This is a genomic window from Paenibacillus sp. 1001270B_150601_E10, from assembly GCF_015558675.1.
Lineage (GTDB): Bacteria > Bacillota > Bacilli > Paenibacillales > Paenibacillaceae > Paenibacillus_B.
Genome location: NZ_JADMOL010000007.1, coordinates 213760 through 234773, shown reverse-complemented (window position 1 = coordinate 234773; position 21014 = coordinate 213760). Strand labels below are relative to the sequence as shown.

The 21014-nt window shown below is 48.0% G+C and carries 17 protein-coding genes and 1 pseudogene; 6 read left to right on the top strand and 12 right to left on the bottom strand.

Going from position 1 to position 21014, the window contains the following annotated elements; translation table 11 throughout:
• The first annotated feature begins 26 nt into the window (after window positions 1-26).
• The 4 genes from I2H74_RS17145 (at window position 27) to I2H74_RS17130 (ending at window position 4485) form a co-directional block, all read left to right on the top strand.
• Window positions 27-803: a hypothetical protein gene (locus tag I2H74_RS17145; RefSeq protein ID WP_195575445.1), complete on the top strand. Its 777-nt coding sequence runs from the start codon at window positions 27-29 to the stop codon at window positions 801-803.
• Between the two features lie 451 nt (window positions 804-1254).
• A complete protein-coding gene (locus I2H74_RS17140; protein ID WP_195575444.1) occupies window positions 1255-2208 on the top strand; it encodes a nucleoside hydrolase in 954 nt (317 codons plus the stop codon).
• Window positions 2208-3164, top strand: a complete 957-nt coding sequence (locus tag I2H74_RS17135; RefSeq protein WP_195575443.1) for a nucleoside hydrolase — start codon at window positions 2208-2210, stop codon at window positions 3162-3164. Before I2H74_RS17140 ends, I2H74_RS17135 begins: the two co-directional genes overlap by 1 nt.
• 106 nt (window positions 3165-3270) lie before the next feature.
• Window positions 3271-4485 carry a NupC/NupG family nucleoside CNT transporter gene (locus tag I2H74_RS17130; protein WP_195575442.1) on the top strand — a complete coding sequence of 405 codons (1215 nt, stop codon included), beginning with the start codon at window positions 3271-3273 and terminating at the stop codon, window positions 4483-4485.
• 150 nt (window positions 4486-4635) lie between these two features.
• Here the strand turns inward: I2H74_RS17130 and I2H74_RS17125 are convergent, their stop codons facing one another.
• From I2H74_RS17125 to I2H74_RS17105, 5 genes are all read right to left on the bottom strand, one after another.
• Window positions 4636-5424: a response regulator transcription factor gene (locus I2H74_RS17125; RefSeq protein ID WP_195575441.1), complete on the bottom strand. Its 789-nt coding sequence runs from the start codon at window positions 5422-5424 to the stop codon at window positions 4636-4638.
• Window positions 5425-5429: 5 nt separating this feature from the next.
• The gene (locus tag I2H74_RS17120; protein ID WP_195575440.1) at window positions 5430-7118 is read right to left on the bottom strand and encodes a sensor histidine kinase; all 1689 of its coding nucleotides are present in this window, start codon (window positions 7116-7118) and stop codon (window positions 5430-5432) included.
• A 228-nt stretch (window positions 7119-7346) separates the two neighbouring features.
• Window positions 7347-9002, bottom strand: coding sequence for an ABC transporter permease (locus I2H74_RS17115; RefSeq protein WP_195575439.1), 1656 nt, complete (start codon window positions 9000-9002; stop codon window positions 7347-7349).
• Window positions 8999-10105 (bottom strand): ABC transporter ATP-binding protein, encoded by a 1107-nt coding sequence (locus tag I2H74_RS17110; RefSeq protein WP_195575438.1) that lies wholly within the window; start codon window positions 10103-10105, stop codon window positions 8999-9001. Before I2H74_RS17110 ends, I2H74_RS17115 begins: the two co-directional genes overlap by 4 nt.
• A 119-nt stretch (window positions 10106-10224) precedes the next feature.
• Complete coding sequence (locus I2H74_RS17105; RefSeq protein ID WP_195575437.1) at window positions 10225-11247, bottom strand: ABC transporter substrate-binding protein; 1023 nt, start codon at window positions 11245-11247, stop codon at window positions 10225-10227.
• Window positions 11248-11585: 338 nt separating this feature from the next.
• Between I2H74_RS17105 and I2H74_RS17100 the strand changes: the two genes are divergently transcribed.
• Window positions 11586-12812 carry an RtcB family protein gene (locus I2H74_RS17100; RefSeq protein WP_195575436.1) on the top strand — a complete coding sequence of 409 codons (1227 nt, stop codon included), beginning with the start codon at window positions 11586-11588 and terminating at the stop codon, window positions 12810-12812.
• Window positions 12813-12941: 129 nt separating this feature from the next.
• Here I2H74_RS17100 and I2H74_RS17095 read toward each other — a convergent pair whose 3' ends face one another.
• The 7 genes and pseudogenes from I2H74_RS17095 to I2H74_RS17065 form a co-directional block, all read right to left on the bottom strand.
• Complete coding sequence (locus I2H74_RS17095; protein WP_195575435.1) at window positions 12942-15239, bottom strand: MFS transporter; 2298 nt, start codon at window positions 15237-15239, stop codon at window positions 12942-12944.
• 98 nt (window positions 15240-15337) lie between these two features.
• Window positions 15338-15475, bottom strand: a complete 138-nt coding sequence (locus I2H74_RS17090; RefSeq protein ID WP_195575434.1) for a hypothetical protein — start codon at window positions 15473-15475, stop codon at window positions 15338-15340.
• 201 nt (window positions 15476-15676) lie between these two features.
• Window positions 15677-16261, bottom strand: a complete 585-nt coding sequence (locus I2H74_RS17085) for a GNAT family N-acetyltransferase (protein ID WP_195575433.1) — start codon at window positions 16259-16261, stop codon at window positions 15677-15679.
• Window positions 16262-16339: 78 nt separating this feature from the next.
• Window positions 16340-17065 (bottom strand): class I SAM-dependent methyltransferase, encoded by a 726-nt coding sequence (locus I2H74_RS17080; protein WP_420707455.1) that lies wholly within the window; start codon window positions 17063-17065, stop codon window positions 16340-16342.
• A gap of 89 nt (window positions 17066-17154) precedes the next feature.
• Window positions 17155-17409, bottom strand: a pseudogene (locus I2H74_RS17075) (FAD-dependent oxidoreductase); the annotation flags it as partial.
• A gap of 102 nt (window positions 17410-17511) precedes the next feature.
• Window positions 17512-17895: an Rrf2 family transcriptional regulator gene (locus I2H74_RS17070; RefSeq protein WP_195575431.1), complete on the bottom strand. Its 384-nt coding sequence runs from the start codon at window positions 17893-17895 to the stop codon at window positions 17512-17514.
• Between the two features lie 253 nt (window positions 17896-18148).
• Window positions 18149-19678, bottom strand: a complete 1530-nt coding sequence (locus I2H74_RS17065) for a flavocytochrome c (RefSeq protein WP_195575430.1) — start codon at window positions 19676-19678, stop codon at window positions 18149-18151.
• A gap of 720 nt (window positions 19679-20398) precedes the next feature.
• Here I2H74_RS17065 and I2H74_RS17060 point away from each other — a divergent pair.
• Complete coding sequence (locus tag I2H74_RS17060; RefSeq protein ID WP_195575429.1) at window positions 20399-20980, top strand: TetR/AcrR family transcriptional regulator; 582 nt, start codon at window positions 20399-20401, stop codon at window positions 20978-20980.
• Window positions 20981-21014: the final 34 nt, after the last annotated feature.

The window sequence follows — 21014 nt, the reverse complement described above, 5'->3', positions numbered from 1 at the left end:
AATCACCCAAAAAGGAGACTAATGACATGTCAATTCCGTCTGCTTCTAAACCTATTCTATGGTGGTGTGCCGTGGTGACTGTCATTCTCCTCTTTTGTTTTTTCATGTATCGGACAGGGGCCGCTATGTATCACAATCATCAACTCCGAAAAGAGTTCTCAGCTGCCACCAATGCTAGTCCTTATCAGCAGGCTGTTCCGATGGAGCAGATGGACTTCGCAGCCTATATGTCCTATTTCCCCGATATCTTTACGTTACCTGATTATCCATTGACGAGTCGTATAGAGACTCCTGTCTCGTTAAAATATTACGCTGAAATTCCAAGAAGCGGGGAAGCGGCTGCGCTGGAGATCGCCAAGGGAACGACCATCATCGCTATCCCAGAACAGACAACAGGCTCTCCTTTCTACGAGGTGGGATACGGCTATACCAGCTATCCTAGCTATGAGCAGGGCTGGCGTTACGTTCGCCCGTTTAGGCTGGCAGAGGATTCTGATCTGGAAAGCAATCAGAACTATTATTATGTAGATATAAATAGCTTGGAGGCTGTGCTGGACAAAGTTATAAAGGTCAATCCGCCTGTTCGTGCTGAGATACGACAGCAAGGGTGGAGCTTAAGCAAAGGAAAGCGCTTCATCGCGAGATCAGTTGATCATGCGTTATATCGGCATGGAGCCTACCTTTCGCCCGACCTATATTATAGAGTCATGGATCGCTGGAATGCCATATTGCTTGGTGCAATCGGGATGATGCTGGCGGCTATCCTGCTAAGCAGAGGGGCTTGGCTGCCTAGCAATCGGTAATAGACGTATATAGCGATGAGGGACAGCAAGTACATGTTTACTGAACAGGATCAGGATGAATGTTATGTTTATTTCCCTGTCAAGAAGATCAATAAAAAGCATGAAAGGTAGCGGCGAGCGCCTCTCTGGCTTAACAGGGGAGCGGTCGCTTTGCGTTTTCTAGAATCTTCCGAATAAATTCATAAAGAAGCACAAGAGCAGACATAGTAAGGGGAAAGGAAACTTGGAATGGCAATTTTTTTCAGAAATTAGCAATAAATGTTTTATTGCTTCATAATTCAAATATTTTTCACTAAACTATATATTTTTTAATGAAATTCTAGTATGATTTTTAGTGGATTCCGAATGATATTGTTTTCTGAAACATTTTCGTTCGGTTTTACAACACTTTATACTGATGCACAGAATACATTTACAACAAATGAAGTGTGATGTATGGAATGGAGACAAGATGAAGAAAAACATTTATTTTAACCATGATGGCGGCGTTGACGATCTGATTTCTTTGTTTTTGTTGCTGCAAATGGACAATGTGGAGTTGACCGGTGTATCCGTCATTCCAGCAGATTGCTACTTGGAGCCGGCTGTGTTCGCAAGCCGCAAGATCATGGATCGCTTTGGCAAAGGCGGGCTCAATGTAGCCGAGTCTAATTCTCGCGGGAAGAATCCATTCCCGAAGGACTGGCGCATGCATGCGTTCTACGTGGATGCCCTGCCGCTTCTTAATGAGTCCGGCAAAGTCGTTACACCCGTGGCAGACAAGCCTGCTCACCTTCATATTATTGACACGCTGCGCGCGACAGAAGGCAAGACGACGCTTCTGTTCACAGGTCCGCTGACTGACCTTGCTCGCGCTTTAGATATCGATCCTGCGATCGAAGAGAAAGTCGAACGCCTCGTCTGGATGGGCGGTACATTCCGCGAAGCGGGCAATGTGCACGAGCCTGAGCATGACGGCACGGCAGAATGGAACGTATTCTGGGACCCTGATGCGGCTGCTCGCGTCTGGGAGAGCGGAATCGAGATTGATCTGGTTGCACTCGAGAGCACGAACCAAGTACCGCTTACGCTCGATGTTCGTGAACGCTGGGCGAAGGAGCGCAAGCATATCGGCGTTGATTTTCTGGGTCAATGCTATGCAATGGTGCCGCCTCTCGTTCATTTTTCGACCAACTCGACCTACTATTTGTGGGATGTATTGACGACGGCCTTTGTTGGCAAGAGTGATCTTGTGAAGGTACAAACGGTCAACAGCATTGTCATTACAGAGGGGGCAAGCCAAGGCCGTACGGTGGAGACAGAGGAAGGACGTCCTGTTCATGTCGTATATGATGTGGATCGTGATGCCTTCTTTGATTACATGACCGAATTGGCGAAAAAAGCATCAGAGAAGAGGGAATCATAATGTCAGAGAAAAAACGAGTCATTATTGATACCGATACCGCTGGCGACGATACGATTGCGATTTTGACTGCCCTTCACTATTTCCAAGTGGAAGGCATTATGATTACGGGCGGCAATGTCCAGTTCGATCAGCAGGTGGAGAATGCACTCTATACCGTTCAAGCCGCAGGACATAGCGGCAAGGTTCCGGTGTACAAGGGCTATGAGGGACCGCTGATGGGACTGGGCCAGAAGGAACATTGCACTGTAGAGGATGTGCATGGCAAGGATGGCATGGGCGATTCCTTTTTCGAAAAAGCGACTCAGTCTCCGGAAAGCGGTCATGCGATCGACTTCCTAATCGAGATGGTTCATCAGAATCCTGGCGAGATTCATCTGTTAGCGATAGCACCCTTAACCAATATCGCGATGGCGATTAAGAAGGACCCGACGATTGCTCCGAAGATCCCGCACCTATATATTATGGGCGGCACGAACAATGCCTTGGGCAATATCACGCCGAGTGCGGAGTACAACTTCTACGTGGACCCGGAAGCGGCGAAGATCGTGCTTCATTCCGGCATTCCGATCACGATGGTCGGCTGGGAAATGTGCACGCAATATTCCATCATGGACGATCAAGACCATGAAGAGATCGAGGCGCTCGGAACGAAGGGCGCACAGTTCTTCAAGGACGTGAACAAGGTCGTCATGCGCTTCAACAAGACGGTTCATCGCTTGAACGGCACCACGCATCCGGATACGCTGCTTGCTGCTGTAGCGGCAGATGAGCGCATCATGACGAAGTCGAATCTGTATCATGTGGACGTGGAGACGGTTGGTGAGCTGACAAGAGGCTACAGCCTAGTGGACATCAATCATCGCTTGGAGCGTACACGCAATGTTCGCGTCTGTGAAGCGATCGATCGTGATGCCTTTAAAAAGATGCTGTTCGACGTATTGAAAGCTATTAACTAACGAAGCATTAGCCGTGTTCGGATAGAGTGCAGAAGGCTGAGCTTCGATCCGGCCCTTTCGCTGCTTACAAACTTGGTCATTGACATGATGAAGAAAGGATCTGTTTATGCAATATATTTGGGGGATTCTAGGGATTTTAGGTATTTTGCTGATCGCATTTGTGTGCTCGAGCAATCGGAAGGCTATTAATCCGAGAACGGTCATTGGCGCGTTTGCGATTCAATTTATTTTTGCATTAATCGTATTGAAGTGGGATTTCGGCAAGAAGCTGCTGAATTACGTAGCGACTGGAGTTCAAAGTGTGATTGACTCCACGAATGCAGGCGTTCAGTTCTTGTTCGGCGGCATTCTCGGTGCGGAGAATGCAGGCTTCACGTTCGCTTTGCAGGTGCTGCCGATCATTATCTTCTTCTGTTCCTTGATTGCAGTGCTGTACTATCTTGGCATTATGCAGTGGGCGACTAAGATCATCGGCGGATTCCTGTCCAAGGTGCTCAAGACGAGCGAGACGGAATCAATGTCTGCGGCTGCGAATATTTTCTTAGGCCCAACTGAAGCGCCGCTTGTCGTTAAGCCTTACATTGAGAAGATGACGCGTTCAGAGCTGTTCGCGGTTATGGTAGGCGGACTGGCGTGCGTCTCGGGCTCTGTGCTTGGCGGATATGCGATGCTCGGTGTACCGATTGAATATTTGCTGGCGGCTGCCTTCATGGGTGCTCCTGCTGGCTTGCTCATGGCGAAGATCATGATGCCTGAAACGAATCATCAGCTTCAGGTGGAGCGTATCACCATGGTCAAGGATACGGAGTCCAAAAATGTTATCGATGCCGCAGCACGCGGTGCATCGGACGGCCTTAAGATCGCGGCTGGCGTAGGTGCGATGCTGCTCGCGTTTATCTCGCTTATTTTCCTCGTGAACATGATTATCGGCTGGATTGGCGGCTGGTTTGGCTTGGAGGCATTGACGCTGGAGCAGATTCTAGGCTACCTGTTCGCACCGATTGCCTTCTTGATCGGGGTTCCATGGAATGAAGCGCTGCAGGCAGGTTCCTTTATCGGTCAAAAATTCGTGCTCAACGAGTTCGTAGCTTATACATCGTTTGCCCCTGAGATTGCAAGCTTGTCTCCAAAAAGCGTAGTCGTCATCAGCTTCGCGCTGTGCGGCTTTGCCAATCTGGCAGCTATTGCGCTTCTTATCGGGGGCTTGGGTGGCATTGCCCCTTCCCGCAGACAGGATCTCGCGGAGCTGGGCTTCCGCGCTGTCATTGCTGCAACACTGGCGAACCTTCTGAGCGCGGCAATTGCGGGCATGCTTGTATAAACAAAATAGGAGGGGGGAGACACTGCTCTTCATTTACTCATCACCCTCTTATAATAGATAAAAAGCGAGAGCGGAGGAGCTGCACGGTGGTCTTCCGCTCTCGCTTATTTGTATAGGCATCGACAGCGAACGGCGTTTGGAATGAAAAAGCTAATGGTTCTTATTGCCGAAGTACTCCTGATACTGGCTTGGTGTGATCTGGGCATACTTCTTGAAGATGCTGATGAAATATTTGTAATCGCTAAAGCCAATGTCCTGTGCGATGGTGTAGACCTTGTTGTCGCCTGTTTTCAACAGTTCGATCGACATTTGGATGCGATAGCGATTCAAAAACTCGTTGAACGTATAGCTCGTCTCTGCCTTGAATTTCTGATTCAAGTAATACGCACTCAAGTCAAGCTGCTCCACGAGATCGTGGATGCTGATCTTTTTCGGATAGTTCTCCTGCACAAAGGCAATCATTTGTGAGACATACCGCGATGTCTTCGTTTCTTTCTCCATGAATTTGCTGCTCAGGATCTCTTCTGTTTCCTGCGGATGGTTGGAAATGACCTCGTATTTCCGCTGCAGATCAACCTTCGTCTTGGCGGATTCCAAAGCAGCGATCAGTTGATCATCCTCAAGCGGCTTCACTAAAAATTCGGTCACGCCCAATTGCAGCGCCTGCTTGGCAAGATGGAATTCATTATAGCCAGAGATGATAATGCTGCTGAACGTATGCTTCTGCAAGCTCTCGCGAATCATGGAGATGCCATCCATAATCGGCATATTGATGTCCGTGATGACGATATCCGGCTTCAGCGCGCATATTTTCTCATAGCCGTCCTGTCCATTCAGCGCTTCTTCCATGACGATGCAGTCGTATTGCAGCCAATCAATGCTGAAGCGGATGCCTCTGCGAATCATCTCTTCATCCTCGACCAATAGAACTTTAAACATCAGGCTCACTCCATTTCATAAGGAATTGTCAGTGTTATACAGGTGCCCTTTCCTGGTGTGCTTTCGATATGAATGCCGGCTGTTTCCCCGTAGAGGAGCAATAAACGTCGATGAACATTATATAGTCCGATGTGTGGCGTCGTGTTATTTTGACTTTGCAGGGTATGGTTTAACTGTTGCAGCGTCTCCTCATCCATACCAGGTCCGTTGTCACGCACCTCCAGCAGCAGATTTCCGTCAGAAGGATGGATTTGGATATCGATCAGCACATGGCTTTGATGCTGATAGCCATATTTGATAGCGTTTTCTATGATGGGCTGCAGGACAAGCTTAGGAACATATACATGATTGGTCTCCTCCGCTATCGTTAAGCGATATTCAAGCCGCTCATTAAACCGAATCTGCTGCAGCTTCAAATAATCTTTGACATAATTCATATCGTCCTTCAATTGAACGCTCCGATCGTTGCCGATGCTGTAGCGCAGCAGTCTCGAGAGCAGCATAACGATGTCCTGCGCTTGATTGGCGTCAATCTTAATGGCATAACGCAGCGTTTCCAGTACATTGAAGATGAAATGCGGGTGAAATTGCGATTGCAGCTGCTTGACTTCGATGATGGTTCGAAGCTCGGACAGCTCTTTGTTTTTGTTCATTAATTCCTTCAAGCGATCTAGCATTACATTGTACTCATCGCCAAGAATCTCGAATTCATCATTGGTCTGGATGTCGACATATCCGTTGAAATTACCTTCGCGCAGCTGGGCTAAGGCTAGAATTAATTTATCGATCGATTCGGAATTGCGGGCAGACATCTTGTTGGACAGAAAATGAATGATGATCCACAGCAGCAGGCTGACTGCAAGAATGAAGACAGATACCGTGTAATAGGTGTATTTCTCAGACTTGTAGGAATTAAGCGTAATTACTTGTATAGGCGTGTCCGGTATGCGTTTGGAGTACATGTAGTACGTACCGCCGTTCAATAAAGCCTGTCCTTGAGCATTAAGCTCGGGGCTGAATTTGTTCAGCGAGCCCTTGGTGACATTGCTGGTGGTGGCAATAATCGAATGATGCTCATCGGTAATCATCGCAATCTCATTGTTTTGTTTGAAAATGAGCTTCTGCATATCAGATTCATATAGCTGATAGACGATATAGCCAAGTGTCTGCTTGTCCTTGATGATGGCTTTACCGAACGTATAGCTTGTATCGCGATCATGCGAGTAGCGGAAGCTGTTCATCTCGGTTAATGTATCGCCTGCTTTTTGACTAATCCGGTTAATGAGATTGCCGAAGGCAAAGCTGGCATATAGCGCATCCGGCGAATCGGAGCTGGCACGAAAAATGCCGTTCGTATCCACGATGTGGAAGATGCTCTTCACCTTCTGACGATTATTGAATTCATAGAATTCGGCGTATACTTTATCGCTGCCAAGATGCGTGGTCATATAGTTGATCACGGCAGGCGAGTTGGCCATGCGATTCATTTCCTCATCGTACTGTCGATACACCTCAGCCATGGACTTGTTGATGGAATCCGCAGCTTCTATCGTCTTTTGCGTCAAATTCATTCGGCCATTAATAATGGTGAAAATGAAAAACAATACGATTACAATGGAAAATGGAATGACAGCATAGAGTTGAAATAAACGACGAGTAGTCTCTTTGAAGTTGCGAATTTGTTTTTGTTCCATAGGTCCCCCCTACGCCTTGTAAGCCCTTTCAATGTTTATTATAAGGTTTTGCTTTCGAGAGCAGGGCATCCAAATGCAACCAAGCCGGCCCTCCTGGAGAAGGTGCCGACTTGATAGGGATTGAGTAATCAGAACGCTTGCCGAACGGGAAGCAGGCGTGCTTCATGATAGAATGCAAGCTTCGAGCCTTGCTGCTCCTTTATCTCTTCGAGATCTACAAGCGACCTCTTATAGGGAGACTTCTTTTTGTCCTGAAAGCTTCAGGAAGACGAGCAGTGAGATAACTGTAATGACCGTAAGAATCGTGGAGAGTGCAGCAGCAACGCCATAGTTTCCACGAATGACCTCGGTATAAATGGCTACCGTCACAGTTTTCGTCTTGCCAGTATATAAGATGATGGAGGTGCTTAATTCCGTGATGATCGTTATCCAGCTTAGAATGGCACCAGATACGACACCTGCTAGCATCATCGGAAGTGTGATCTTGAAGAACGTCTTCATCTGGGAAGCGCCTAAGCTGATCGCGGCTTCTTCAATCCCTCCGTTAATCTGATGCAGAATGGCTGCACTGGAACGGATCGTATATGGCAGGCGCCGGATAACGAACGAGATGATCATAATAATGGCTGTTCCGCTTAGAATGAGCGGCTTATTATTGAACGTAATCAACAATGCGATACCTAGGATCGAGCCGGGAACAATGTAAGGGAACATCGTGAAAATATCAAGCGTATTCGTTAGGGCATTCTTTCTGCGAACGGTTACGTACGCGATCAGAATCGCAAGCAAGATAATGATGACGAGTGACACAATAGCCAGGATGAACGTGTTCGTAATGACGCTGCCGATACTATTGAAGGCGCTTTGATAGCTTTGCAGCGAGAAGCCTTCAACGAAGATACGACCGTTTGATTTCTTGAATGACGTGTAGATTACGTATAGCTGCGGCAGCAGCGCAATGAATGTATACAGATAAATGATGGCGTGTGCCGCGATGTTAGCTGCGCCTTTTTTCTTCTTAGCCTCAATCGGGTGCAAGGCGCTCATGGTGAAGGACTTGCGATTGGCGATAAACTTTTGCAGAAGGAAGACGGTCGTTGCAAACAGCACGACGATCACGCTGATTGCGGCAGCAAAGCCATCGTCTCCGCCGACCTCACTAATAAATTCGTTGAAGATCAGCACAGGAACGGTCTTGTACCCTTCGCCAATGAGCATCGGCGTTCCGAAGTCAGCGAGAGCGCGCATAAATACGAGCAGGCCCCCCGCAAGCAGGGTTGGCGTAATGAGCGGGAGCAGCACCTTGCGCATTTTGCTGAGACCCTTATAGCCCATGCTTTCCGCCGCTTCCATAAGCGATTGATCCACATTTTTAAGCGCGCCGGATACATACATGAAGATAAGCGGCACCATTTGCAGGGTTAAGACGACAAGAATGCCGGTAAAGCCATATATATCAGGCATTTGGAAGCCAAATGTGTTGCTGACAAATTGAGTAATGACACCATTTCTTCCTAGAAGCAAGATCCAGGAGTAAGCTCCGATGAATGGGGCTGACATGGATGAAATCAAAATCATAATCCGAATCGTCGCATTTCCTTTAATCTTCACGGTGGCCATTATATAGGCTAGCGGCGTTGCGATGATCGTCGCTAGGGCGGTCACGCAGACCGTTACTTTCATACTGTTGAAAAGTGCGTTGGTGTAATACGGTTTGCTGAAAAACTTCGTGAAATAGGCGAAAGAAAATTCTCCTGTTGTGCCGTTGTATACGCTCTTGAACAGCATTGTGAATAAAGGAAAAGCTAGAAACAAAATATAGAAAGCGAAAATGAGGAACGAAATGTTGGTCCAGACGTCAAATCTTTTGCGTGTCCCCATCATAGCTGAACGCCCCTTGTATAGTTCAATTCGCCTGCTGCATCATATACGTTGATTTTGTCCTTTTTCACCTTCAGATGAACGGTTTGGCCGGGTTCAAGAATGTGCGTTGTCTTCGACTCCTGCGTAATCTCGACGCGCTGACCGGATTCCAAATCGACGAAGTAATGTGTGTTCTGTCCTAAAAATACGCTGTGTACAATCGTAGCCTTCATACCTGTATGGTCCTCGGTCATTACGAATTCTTCTGGTCGAACCGAGATGTTGACGGCCAGCTCACGCGACTTGGTTGTGGACGGAAGCTGAATGTTGGAAAGCGCCTCGGAATAGCCTGAACCGAAATGAACGCTGTACTCGTCTCCTTGACGCGTAAGGGTTCCTTCAATGATGTTTGTGCGGCCAATAAAGGTGGCGACGAACACGTTGGCAGGCCTTTGATAGATCTCCTGCGGCGTACCCAGATGCTGAATGACACCTGACTTCATGACTGCAATGCGGTCAGAGACGGCCATGGCCTCTTCCTGATCATGCGTGACGTAGACAGTCGTAATACCGACTTCGCGCTGAATATCCTTAATGGCATTCCGCATGTCAACTCTAAGCTTCGCGTCCAGATTGGATAGCGGCTCGTCCATTAGCAGCACATCTGGACGGATGACGATGGCTCTTGCAAGGGCGACTCGCTGCTGCTGTCCGCCGGATAGGTTCTTTGGCATGCGATCCTTGTATTGTTCGATTTGCACGACCTGTAAGATCTCATCTACCTTGGAGCTGATTTCTGCTTTGGACAGCTTTCGATTCTCTAGTCCAAACGCAATATTTCCTTTCACGGTCAGGTGAGGGAAGATGGCATAGTTCTGGAACACCATCCCGATATTCCGCTTGCCCGGCTCCACCTGGTTAATCACGCGCTCGTTGAATTTGATTGTTCCGCCCTCGATGCTGTTGAAGCCAGCGATCATACGCAGCAGCGTCGTTTTTCCACACCCGGAGGGTCCTAGGAGGGTGAAAAATTCGCCCGGCTTGATCTCTAGAGACAGCTCCGGTATGACGGTGGTCTCGCCATACTTTTTAACCAAGTCTTTTATGTTTATTGTTACGCTCATTGTTGTCACCTAGCCTTTTCGTCGCTTTTGATCAAGATGCGCTGCAGCGCCAAGCTGGCTGTGGAAACCCTATTCTCAGGCCTCTGCCAGCTTCGAGGTGCTGCAGATCAGCATTTTAATTATTTGATGTTGGTAAAGATCGAGATGTAGTGCTCAATGATTTCGGATTTGTGCTCGCTTACGTAGTCGGTATCTTCATCGATCATGTTGATCTTGCTGTATGGTGTCATGTGGTCGCCAAGCTTCGTATCCTTGCGCAGCGGGCGATTCGTCAACTGCGTGCCGAACGCATCCTGCGCTTCCTGGGACAGAATGAAGTCGATAAATTTCTTCGCATTGTCCATGCGCGGCGCGTCCTTCACGATTGCGGATGCTGCATCCAGAAATACTGCGCCTTCCTTTGGATATACGATTTCTACAGGGGCACCATTTTTTACATAAGTGCTGGCAGGATCTTCATACGTCAAGCCCACGATATACTCGCCGTCCGCCACGCTCTTGTGCACCGCACCGGAGCCGCTAGCAATCTTGCCATCGAGGTTCTCGATCAGCTTGCCTACATACTCCCAGCCTTTCGCATTTTCATAGTCGCCGCCCATCGCCTTCAGCATATTGGTGAGCTGAGCGAAGGCGGAGCTGGAGCTTGCAGGATCGGCTGAAGCGATCTTTCCCTTAAGCTCTGGATTGAGCAGATCCTCATAGCCTTCGATCTTGATGTCTCCGATCAGGTTCTTGTTCACAAGCAGTACGCTGCCATCTGAGATATAAGGCGTTGCGAAACCAGTCGTGTTGCGGTGTCCTTCAATGAGATTCGCGTCTTCCGGCGAGACATAAGGCTCGAACAAAGCGGCATTCTCACGGTAACCTGCCATGGAACCACCGAACATCACGTCAGCATATGGATTTTGCTTTTCTGACTGCAATCGCTTAATAATCTCGCCAGTACCCGCTGTGACAAGCTCAACGGTAATTCCAGTTTTCTTTTCGAACATAGGAATAATGGTCTTAATGATCTCTTCGCTGTTAGGACTGTAGACGACCAATTTATTGGATGCCCCCGATCCTGACTCATTGCTGCCGCATCCGCTCAAAAGGCCTGTGACGAGTATACAAGCGATCAGAAAGATGGAGATCTTTTTCATTTGGATATTCCCCCTTGGATATGATTCGTGGTGTTGCATGCTTATTGTAGCAATCATGATACCGCTTACAAAATCCCACGATTCGCAAACATCGTCTAATATTCGCAAGTGATTTTTCAGAACGCCTGGAGATGAACTCGTACTGAACCCGATGATTGTACGAGCAAAAGTTAGATCGCTTGATGATGAAAGGCATTGTGCCGATAAGGTTAGTCAGCATGAATGAGCTTGAGATGAGTCACGCTCTAAGGTATGGTCGTAATACTTTCGCCATGTTCATTGCCAAGAAAATAAGTCATGATATAAGCAGCGATTGTAGAATAGGAGTTGAATCATTAATGGCTTATCGAACTATAAACGGTGTGCGCGTATGGGGAACACCTGATGAGGGGGCCTTGGCTCAAGCGAAAACATGCGCAGAAACCGGAAACGTCGTTCAAGCCCTGCTGATGGCTGACCATCATAAAGGCTACAGCCAGCCGATCGGCGGCGTTGTGGCTTATGAAGGACAGATCTCGCCTTCAGGCGTGGGCTATGATATTGCATGCGGCAATAAGGCTGTACGAACGCCTTTGCTTGCAGAGGAGATCAAGCCTCGATTGTCCAAGATCATGGATAAGATCGCTCGCAAGATTTCTTTTGGAATAGGGCGCGTCAATAAGGAACGCGTGGATCACACGCTCTTTGATGACCCGGATTGGGCAGTATACCATGCAATAGGCAAGCAGGAGCACGACAAGCTGAAGGCCTTAGCCCGTGATCAGCTGGGAACGGTCGGCAGCGGCAACCATTTTGTAGACTTGTTTGAGGAAAAGGAAACGGGTCGACTATGGATTGCGAATCACTTCGGAAGCAGAGGCTTTGGCCATAAGACAGCGAGTGGATTTTTGAATCTTGCTGCCGGCAGGGAGTTTCTTGCCAATGCGCCAGGTGAGCATATGGATCAGGCGCCTGTGCTGCTTGATCTAAGCAGCGAGGTAGGGGATATGTATTACCGAGCGATGCAGCTGGCAGGGCGTTACGCCTATGCAGGCCGTGATTATGTGATTGAGCAGGTTTTGTCGATTCTAGGGACGGAAGCGGATCTTGAGGTGCATAACCACCATAACTATGCGTGGAAAGAGCAGCACGATGGAAAGGAAGTCGTTGTCGTTCGAAAAGGAGCAACGCCATCTGCTCCTGGACAGGTCGGCTTTATCGGCGGCAGCATGGGGGATATCTCCGTTATCGTAAGAGGCAAGGACAGTGCAGAGAACAAAGAGGCATACTACAGCACGGTTCATGGTGCTGGCCGGATCATGAGTCGAACCCAAGCTGCAGGCAAGATGAACTGGAAGACCAAGACTCGAAGAGGCGGTCAAATTAGCACCGAGCAAATGATGGAGGCTGTACGCTCCTTTGGCGTTGAACTGCGCGGAGCGGGAACCGATGAGAGTCCATTCGTGTATCGAAAGCTCCAGGAAGTGTTGGATGCGCATGCAAACACGATTGAGGTCATGCATGTGCTGAAGCCAATAGGCGTATGCATGGCTGGTGCGGATGAGTTTGATCCTTATAAGGATTGATGAACGCTTGTGACTTTCATGATGTTGATAAAAAAACAAAAGGCATCCCCTTTCACCTGAAAGTGAAGTGGGATGCTTTTTATAGCAGCAGATGAGATTGAAATAAACATAAAGAGCGGGGACAGCATGCTACGAGCCAGCTGCACGATTACTGCCTTTGTCATCGCGAATACCGATATCCCGGAGCAGGACGGTTCCTTTCTCCGTCTTATCGAAGACGAATCGGATCTTGCTCAGCTCGCTGGGATCAAAGCTTGGATTGATCTTTTTCAGTTCACTCAAGGGGATCGTGAAGTTCTGGAAGACAGGCTCCTTCGTCGGTACGGTGAATCCAAACGGCCATTTCATAATATTGCCCTCAAGCATAGGCAGCAGTCTCGATTGGCTGCTTAGCGGCACGGATGCCCGATTGCCCTTCTTGTCTTCTGCTTGTATCGTCAGATCAATAAGATCGTCCAAGTCTAACGCACTCGTGTCCTTCTTATCGTCCCGGTCAGCCATCGCGAATACGATGGCGCTATCATCGGTAATGCTCAGTTCATGCTCCTCCGGCAAGAAAACGGAGTAAGCAGGAGTACCTGAGGCATCTTCGCGATTCCAACCAAGGTGAACTGCGCTGTACTGGTCAGTCGCATATTTCATCTTGACCTTTTCTTCCGTCCATTCCTTCAACCCTTCCCCGATCAGACGTCCGTCCTTCAGGGTGGTCGTGGCTAGATCGATGTCTTCATCGAAGCTGCTGATCAGCTTCGTGGCGGAGTCCCAATAGTTGCTGATGTACATCGTATCAGGCAGCCACTCTCGGGCATGGCCAAGGTCTTGGAATACGCTTCGGTATTCCTGCTGCTCCTTCAGCGTCGCGTCCAAGAAAGAAGAGATGAGCACCTTGGCCGTCTGCAATTGCTCCTCTTGGGGCAGAAGCTGAGCCGTATTATATAGCTTGCTGCCGATGCCCACACTGTCCGATCTGCCCCATTCCGTATTGAACTGCCCATGATTGGCTCCATAGATATAGACGGATGCTTTGAAGTCAGCGCTCTTGCCAGAGAATCCGATTCGGCTGTACTGGCTTGCGCCATTGAACGAGCTCACATCCATATCGTGCGCGCCATGAATTGACAAGTAGCTGATATCGTTCAATGCGGTTGGCTGGCCAGCAGGCTTGTATTGGCCGTCCGTGCCGGCAATAGAAATAATAGATCGAATGCCAAAGTCATAATCAAAGGTCATATTGCCGTTCTCAGGTGAGGCAGACAGCTTATTGTACGCCGCCGCTACCGTCACCGCTTCACCGCCGCGAGAGTGTCCGATCAGTGATATTCGATCCATATCCGCTTTGGCGTAGAATGGATTGCCCTTCGTACCATTCCACTCCTCCCATACCTTAAGATGCTCCAGCATGAGCCAGCCGCGTGCAGAATTTTCATTTTCCAGCACACTCAGCACAAGCAGGTCGTCATACGGTGAAGTATTCAGAAAGTTCTCGTCAATGGATACGAAAATATAGCCTTTGCTGGCGAGCAGCTCGCCTAGATAGGCATAGCCTGGGTCGGAATAATCGGTTGCAAGGTGATTGCCGTGAACAGCGACAACCAATGGGAAGGGGCCATCGCCATCGGGATACCAGACCAGCCCGTTCAGCGCCATGGCGTCAGGACCGAACCCGAACGTTTTCGTACGAAGAGCGGACCAGTTCTTTACGAAGGATGATCCGTCCACCTGCTTCGTGATCAGCGAATCCTTGGCATTGAATGCCTTGCGGTAGCTATTCGCACTTCCATAGGTCAACGTCTTGACTCGGTAGGCGCCTTGTTCGGCTGGATTAGACAGTGTAACTGGATAACGGTCGGCTGGCTTCATGACCTGCAGCCGGTAGGGCTTCGACAGATTGTTATTGCCGCTTTCAAGCAGCCAGTAGCTGCCCAAGAGAATATAGACCAATGAGATACCCGCTGTTATGAAGGAGAGAACGTTAGAAATTGCTTTCGACTCGCGATATCCGCCGCTCTTCCAGCGGTACACGAACATCCCAAGCAGGGAGAAGGCGACAATGATCGATAGCGATGCTAGAAACATTAAGGGTATCGGACCAATAAAGCTGATAAACAGCAGGCAAATGGCGGTGAGTGCAAGCCAAACGTAGCGGATGGGCATCTTCTTCGCCCAGTGGAGAAGCATAGCTATGACCCCAGTCAACAGGACAATCGCAAGCAGGAATACGAGGGTTCCGACGATGTATGGGATCGCGCCCCGCGCCCCGATCAAGGTGTAGCTTTGTACGAGATAGAGGCATAGGGCGATAGCCCCTAGCGCAAGCGATGCCCCCTTCCAGCCTGAGGTAAGTGGAGCCGGACGCTTCAAGGAACGGACGATGTGTTCTAGCCATAACCTAATCCTTTTCTTTTCTTGCAGTGCTGGATCTGCCATGTAATCCCCTCTTTCTATTTGACCAAATGTGACAGTGCTATAGGACTCAGTATATCGCGGCATTCTTTCCTGCTTCTTACACGATTCTTAAATTAACCTTACATGGCAGGATATTCGGCTTCAAGCACGAACAGTACGCGCGAAGGGGGAGAGGTCACCAAATTCGTATTGGAGCTGCCGAGAAAAGCGACATCATGATCGATGCTTTCAACCGATGCTTTCAAAGAATGACGCACATGAGAAACCGCCTTCGAGGCTATTCATAGATATGAGTGATCACGGATAGTAGAGAAAGATGTAATCGCAAATAGAATTGTGGTTCTGTGGTTCTGTCTATAGCGATACAGCTAGATTCTATTCTAGACAAAAAGAGGGACGTGATGTCCCTCTTTATTTTTACATATGAACTTATAATTTTAGCGGGACATCTTATGAGCTTAAAATTCCACACCGCGAACCTTGGAGAAGATCATCGTGCTTCTTAAGGTGCCATCGTGCGCCACTTTATCGCTGCGAAGGATGCCTTCTAAAGTAAATCCACAACGTTCCGCGACTCCTGCACTTCGTACATTGCGTTCATCGCAGCGAATCTCAATTCGATTCGCTTGCAGCTCGCGAACGGCGAAGCTGGCAATGGCATGTACCGCTTCCGTCACAAAGCCCTGCTGTGCAAAGGAGGTGCGCACCCAGTAGCCGATCTCGAACTTCCGTGACGGCCAATCGATGCGGTGAAGACCGCTGCTGCCTATGATTCGGCCGGATTCTTTGTGCTCAAGAAGGAGGCGGAGATCCTTGCGCTCTAGAAATTCCAGGCGGGATCGCCGAATGCCTGCTTCAGAGTCCTCGATTGATGGAATGGTTTGTGCCCACGGCATCCAAGGTCGCAATTGTTCAATGCTTTCTCTCACAGCCTCGTTCAGGGCTGCTCCATCGCCCCATTGCGGTGCACGAATGACTAAGCGCTCGCTTTCAAACTGCTCAGGGAATTCGAGCAAAATAGGGTCAACTGCATGTACGGTCATACGCTCAGCTCCCAAAAATATTTCCGTCTACCATACCATAAAGCCAATTCGCCTTTCAAGGATTGGTTCGTTTTATTTTTAGGAAGATTCCTTGATGGCTTCGATACGCAATCGACTGGTGTCCAGCATCCATTGGCCATCTTTGTAAAGAATCGGCTTCAGCTTTGCTTCTATGGATTGAATAATAGACTCTTTATCTTCCGCGGTAACATCATAGAAAAAGTATTTTTCAAAGCTGTTGAGCCAATTTCGAATGCCTAACTCCGCTTTGATTGGAGAAGGCTTATCGAAGTGCTTTGCCGATGTCACGCGGAAGCCTACTCGCTCTAGGAGGCTTGCGTATTCTCCAATCGTGGGCAAGTGCCACGGGCTCCGGTCGGCCCATTCATGGCCACGTGCTTCCAGCTCTTCTCGAATGGCCGTCGTTAATGCAGCGACGTTGCCGCTGCCGGCAAATTCGGCCACGAATCGCCCGCTGTCTCGAAGCGCTAGCCAGATGGAGCGGGCAACGGCCTCGGCATCCTGGATCCAGTGCAAAGCAGCATGAGAGAATACGGCATCGAAGGGGGCAGCTGTCCGGTAATGGCAGGCATTTTCCACCGAGAAATGCAGCTCAGGGTATTTCTGTTTGGCCTGATTCACCATTTTTTCGGATAGGTCTATTCCTGTAGGAATGGCGCCAGCAGCTGCAATCATCGCGGTAAGATCACCTGCACCACAGCCCACGTCCAGGATATGTTCGTCAGGCTTAGGATTAAGCAGGGCCAGAACTTCCGCTCCCTGCTTGAGGATCATCCTGTTCATCTTGAGCATATTGTCAGAGGAATCAGGGGTTTTATGGTTAGAATGGGTATGGCTCACGTTAATACCATCTCCTTTGTTGTAAGTTCTTATTGCAGTTGCCAATCGTCGCAGAAGGGGCAGTTGAATAGGGTTTTTCCATAAAAATCACGGAGTCCCTTGATCTCTGGGAGAAATTTAGTATGCTTAATCCGATCACGCGTAATGAAGCCATGAGAGGCGCGGGTTGCACCATTCCTAGGCTGACTGTTGTCGAATAGCGCGACAGTTTTTCTTGCTCTGCCGAGCACCAGTGCTGCATTTAATCCTGCCGGCCCGCCGCCAACGATGGCGCAATCGCATTTCATTTGATTAACCCTCCGTTTCATAAATAGATATTGTAGATATATAATGTCTATAATTAATCCGAACGAATGGTAATGCCCAATCGTATCAAGGGGCATTACCGTTTATTTCATAAGATCAATCAATTTCGTGTTCTTCAAATGCTGCTCCATGGCATCTTCCGCGGATAGCATCACCTGCTGGATCACACATCGAGGGTCCTCGCTGCCGCAGCATTCAAACAGCGAAGTTGTGCCTTCCACCGCGTGAATAATGTCCAAAAAGGAGATATCCTCTTTATTACCCTTAACCCGGTAGCCGCCGTTGGCGCCCGAAGCCGACTCGATCAGCCCGGCTTTTACGAGCTTCGTCAGTATCTTCGACAGGTAGGTAGGGGATACGCCCTGCTTGTCGGCAAGCTGCTGTACGCCTACTGGTCGCTCCGGTGCAATGGCAATCAGATAAAGCATGGTGTGGAGGGCGTAGTTGGTTGCTTTTGAATACTTCATCGTAGTTCCTCCAATTACGGACTTCGTGTATCCATGATAGCGACAATATCGATCGGCTGTCAAGTTGGATTTCGTAAAGAACCGAGAAGTGCATGTCAGACGAACCCTTGAAGCTAAATGCTGTATTCATTTCAAAATGCTCAGATGAAGAATAATTGCATTGGGAGGCATGTATTTTCTCATATAAAGAAAACGCCTGAGCTCTAATGAGCCCAAGCGCTTGTTCATCTTTGAAAGGTATCGAATGATTTAATTATTGACCTTTTACAAATTCAGCTGATTTAATACCTGCTTGATGGCCGAAGATGATGATATCCGCAACGGAGTTGCCGCCGATACGGTTTTGACCATGCAGTCCGCCAGTAACTTCACCTGCTGCGAACAAGCCAGGAATCGCTTTGCCGTCTTTGTTCAATACTTCTGTGTTCGTGTTGATTTTCACGCCGCCCATCGTGTAGTGGATCCCTGGAGCGATCTTGATGGCGTAGAATGGTCCTGCGGACAGTTCATTATCCATTCCTGTCGTTCTGCCGAACTCGGCATCTTTTTTGTCTTTAACGCCTTTGTTATACGCATCCAATGTAGCTTGGAGCTGATCCGCCGGTACATTGATTTCTTTAGCAAGCGCTTCAACCGAATCGCCTTGAACCACAAAGCCCATTTCTTCATACTGTTGAATCGCTTTAGCGCGGGATTTCACGCCGGAATCAAATACGAGATAAGCTGCTTTTTCAGGAAGCTTATTGATTGCAGCCGTTACATTGTCACGAGTGTCCAATTCATTGGCAAATCGTTTGCCTTCATTGTTAACTAGGATTGCTCCTTCACCGCGAACGGCTTCACCGATCAGATAGGATTTCTCTTGTTGTACAGTAGGGTGAACTTGGATTTGATCCATATCTACCGTTACACCGCCGAGTTTCTCAATCATCGTAATGCCGTCGCCTGTGCTGCCTTCTTGGTTCGTTGTAACAAGGCCTTCGAGATCAGGGCGTACTTTAGTGATCATGTCCATGTTAGCACCGTAACCGCCAGTTGTGACAATGACTGCATCCGCGGAGATGGTTTTTTCATCTTTATCGTTCAAGAGGACTTTAACGCCATTTGCTTTGCCGTCCTTCTCAGTAATTTCGGTTACATTTGCGTTTACGAACAAAGGAATTTCTTTATCAAGAACGTTTTTCACCAAGCCGTTAACGAGGTATTGACCGACTGCTGAGCCGTCTTCAGGACGGTGAGTACGCTTTTCGCTCATTCCGCCTGTGATGGTAAGATTGTTCAAGCGAATGCCGATGGAATCCAGCCATTCGATCGAGTTTGCCGAATGGTCTACAAAGAAGCGAAGCAGCTCTTTATCGTTTGTGTTGTGGCCGCCTTTCAATGTTTCTTCATAGAAAGCATCGTTGCTGTCCGTAATGCCTTCCTCCTTCTGGAACTTCGTCTCCGAAGCATTCATACCGGAAGAGGACTTCATCGTGTTCCCGCCAGCCATCGGCATTTTTTCAAGGATAACTGGATTCATCCCTTTTTCTTTGGCTTCGAGCGCAGCAGTCATCCCAGCACCGCCCGCGCCAATGATGATAATATCATATTTATCTTTTAACTGATCGATAGGTGTATATTCGACTTTAGAAGCTCCTGAAACAGCCTCCGTTTCCTTCGATTCCGTCTGATTCGTATTGCCTTGGCTTTCGTTCTGGCTTTTGTTACCGCCGCCGCAGCCTGCGATGACGAGCATCATCGAGAGAACGAGGATAAGCATTGCTGATGCTTTCTTTTTCATGATAAGACCTCCACTTTTTCTGAATCTTTCCAACATTTTCATAGCTGTGAACATAAAAAGCCACGACAAAGAGGAGAACGTGTGGGACAGATTTAGAGGTTGGAGAGCGCAAGATTTGTCTTGATGTTCTACAACTCTAATCTTTCGCAGGTATTTCCCCGTGCTGCATCGTTGTCTTTTTTTGTTCGTCTCAATTTTAATATATTATCGGACTATTGATTGTGACAAAATTCACAATTGTGAAAATTTTCTTACTTTATCTGAAAATACTTTCATATCAAACGGATTTAATTGGTAATCAAAAGGGGATAGCCTGATTATAAGGTATGGTCGTCGCGACAAAAGAATAACCTTATAAAGGGATTGCTCATTCTGGCTGTCCCTTTCATTTTGAATTTGAATGAGATCAATCATGCATAATGTGTATCACATGTGTAGTATTTACCTTTTTCGACAGAAAATCCTGTATTTATATGCAGCCATCCATATCTAACCTTTCCATATGATTATTCAAATCTGGATAAACAATCAATTAATTTTTTTACTATTAAATTAGCGATCTTACCATTGGACTTGATGGGGTAAGGTTTTTTGTGTTGCTATGACAAAGATTATATATAAAAATAGCAATTTTTTCTCTATTTCTATTGAATTATTATGCAACAAGATGTATAGTACTTTTTAATTAACGTTAATTAAGTACGGAGTGTGAAAATATTCATGACTAGACATAAGTTGAAGGAAGTGGCAATGAGGCTGTTCGGGGAGAAGGGATACGAGGGCACGGCTCTCTCCGAGATTGCAAAGGAAGTTGGCGTGAAGACCCCAGCAATCTATGCCTTTTACGAGAATAAAGAGGATTTGTTCATGACGGTCTTTCGTGAGGCGATGGAGTCCTACAATACCTTTATTCAGGAGCTGTCGGAGGAACAGAAGGAGCTGTCTGCGAAGGAAAGCCTTTATCGGCTTCTTTCGAGGCAGTATGAATTCTATCAGCAGAGTCGGGAAGCGAGCCTGCTCGTCCTGCGGTACGTGATCTTTCCTCCTATCTTTTTAAAGGAAACGATCGAGGAAGCCTTTCTTGATTCGGACAAGCTGCTGACGAATGCGATTGAACAATTGATCGTTCAAGGAATGGAAGACGGGATAATACGCGATCAATCTGTGCAGCTCCTAGTCGATGCTTTTCTCAACTTGATGGACGGATTAAGCATGCAATATTTCTATTACACCTCCAAGGAAGTGTATGAGCGCAAGCTGAATCATGCATTTGAGATGTATTGGAACGCAGCCCGCTCATAACGACGAACAGGAAGATTCAACAACAGGGGGATGG

Excerpts from the sequence above, each read along its gene's own strand:
- I2H74_RS17145 (WP_195575445.1), top strand. The coding sequence starts at position 27 with ATGTCAATTCCGTCTGCTTCTAAACCTATTCTATGGTGGTGTGCCGTG.
- I2H74_RS17140 (WP_195575444.1), top strand. The coding sequence starts at position 1,255 with ATGAAGAAAAACATTTATTTTAACCATGATGGCGGCGTTGACGATCTG.
- I2H74_RS17135 (WP_195575443.1), top strand. The coding sequence starts at position 2,208 with ATGTCAGAGAAAAAACGAGTCATTATTGATACCGATACCGCTGGCGAC.
- I2H74_RS17130 (WP_195575442.1), top strand. The coding sequence starts at position 3,271 with ATGCAATATATTTGGGGGATTCTAGGGATTTTAGGTATTTTGCTGATC.
- I2H74_RS17125 (WP_195575441.1), bottom strand. The coding sequence starts at position 5,424 with ATGTTTAAAGTTCTATTGGTCGAGGATGAAGAGATGATTCGCAGAGGC.
- I2H74_RS17120 (WP_195575440.1), bottom strand. The coding sequence starts at position 7,118 with ATGGAACAAAAACAAATTCGCAACTTCAAAGAGACTACTCGTCGTTTA.
- I2H74_RS17115 (WP_195575439.1), bottom strand. The coding sequence starts at position 9,002 with ATGATGGGGACACGCAAAAGATTTGACGTCTGGACCAACATTTCGTTC.
- I2H74_RS17110 (WP_195575438.1), bottom strand. The coding sequence starts at position 10,105 with ATGAGCGTAACAATAAACATAAAAGACTTGGTTAAAAAGTATGGCGAG.
- I2H74_RS17105 (WP_195575437.1), bottom strand. The coding sequence starts at position 11,247 with ATGAAAAAGATCTCCATCTTTCTGATCGCTTGTATACTCGTCACAGGC.
- I2H74_RS17100 (WP_195575436.1), top strand. The coding sequence starts at position 11,586 with ATGGCTTATCGAACTATAAACGGTGTGCGCGTATGGGGAACACCTGAT.
- I2H74_RS17095 (WP_195575435.1), bottom strand. The coding sequence starts at position 15,239 with ATGGCAGATCCAGCACTGCAAGAAAAGAAAAGGATTAGGTTATGGCTA.
- I2H74_RS17085 (WP_195575433.1), bottom strand. The coding sequence starts at position 16,261 with ATGACCGTACATGCAGTTGACCCTATTTTGCTCGAATTCCCTGAGCAG.
- I2H74_RS17080 (WP_420707455.1), bottom strand. The coding sequence starts at position 17,065 with ATGAACAGGATGATCCTCAAGCAGGGAGCGGAAGTTCTGGCCCTGCTT.
- I2H74_RS17070 (WP_195575431.1), bottom strand. The coding sequence starts at position 17,895 with ATGAAGTATTCAAAAGCAACCAACTACGCCCTCCACACCATGCTTTAT.
- I2H74_RS17065 (WP_195575430.1), bottom strand. The coding sequence starts at position 19,678 with ATGAAAAAGAAAGCATCAGCAATGCTTATCCTCGTTCTCTCGATGATG.
- I2H74_RS17060 (WP_195575429.1), top strand. The coding sequence starts at position 20,399 with ATGACTAGACATAAGTTGAAGGAAGTGGCAATGAGGCTGTTCGGGGAG.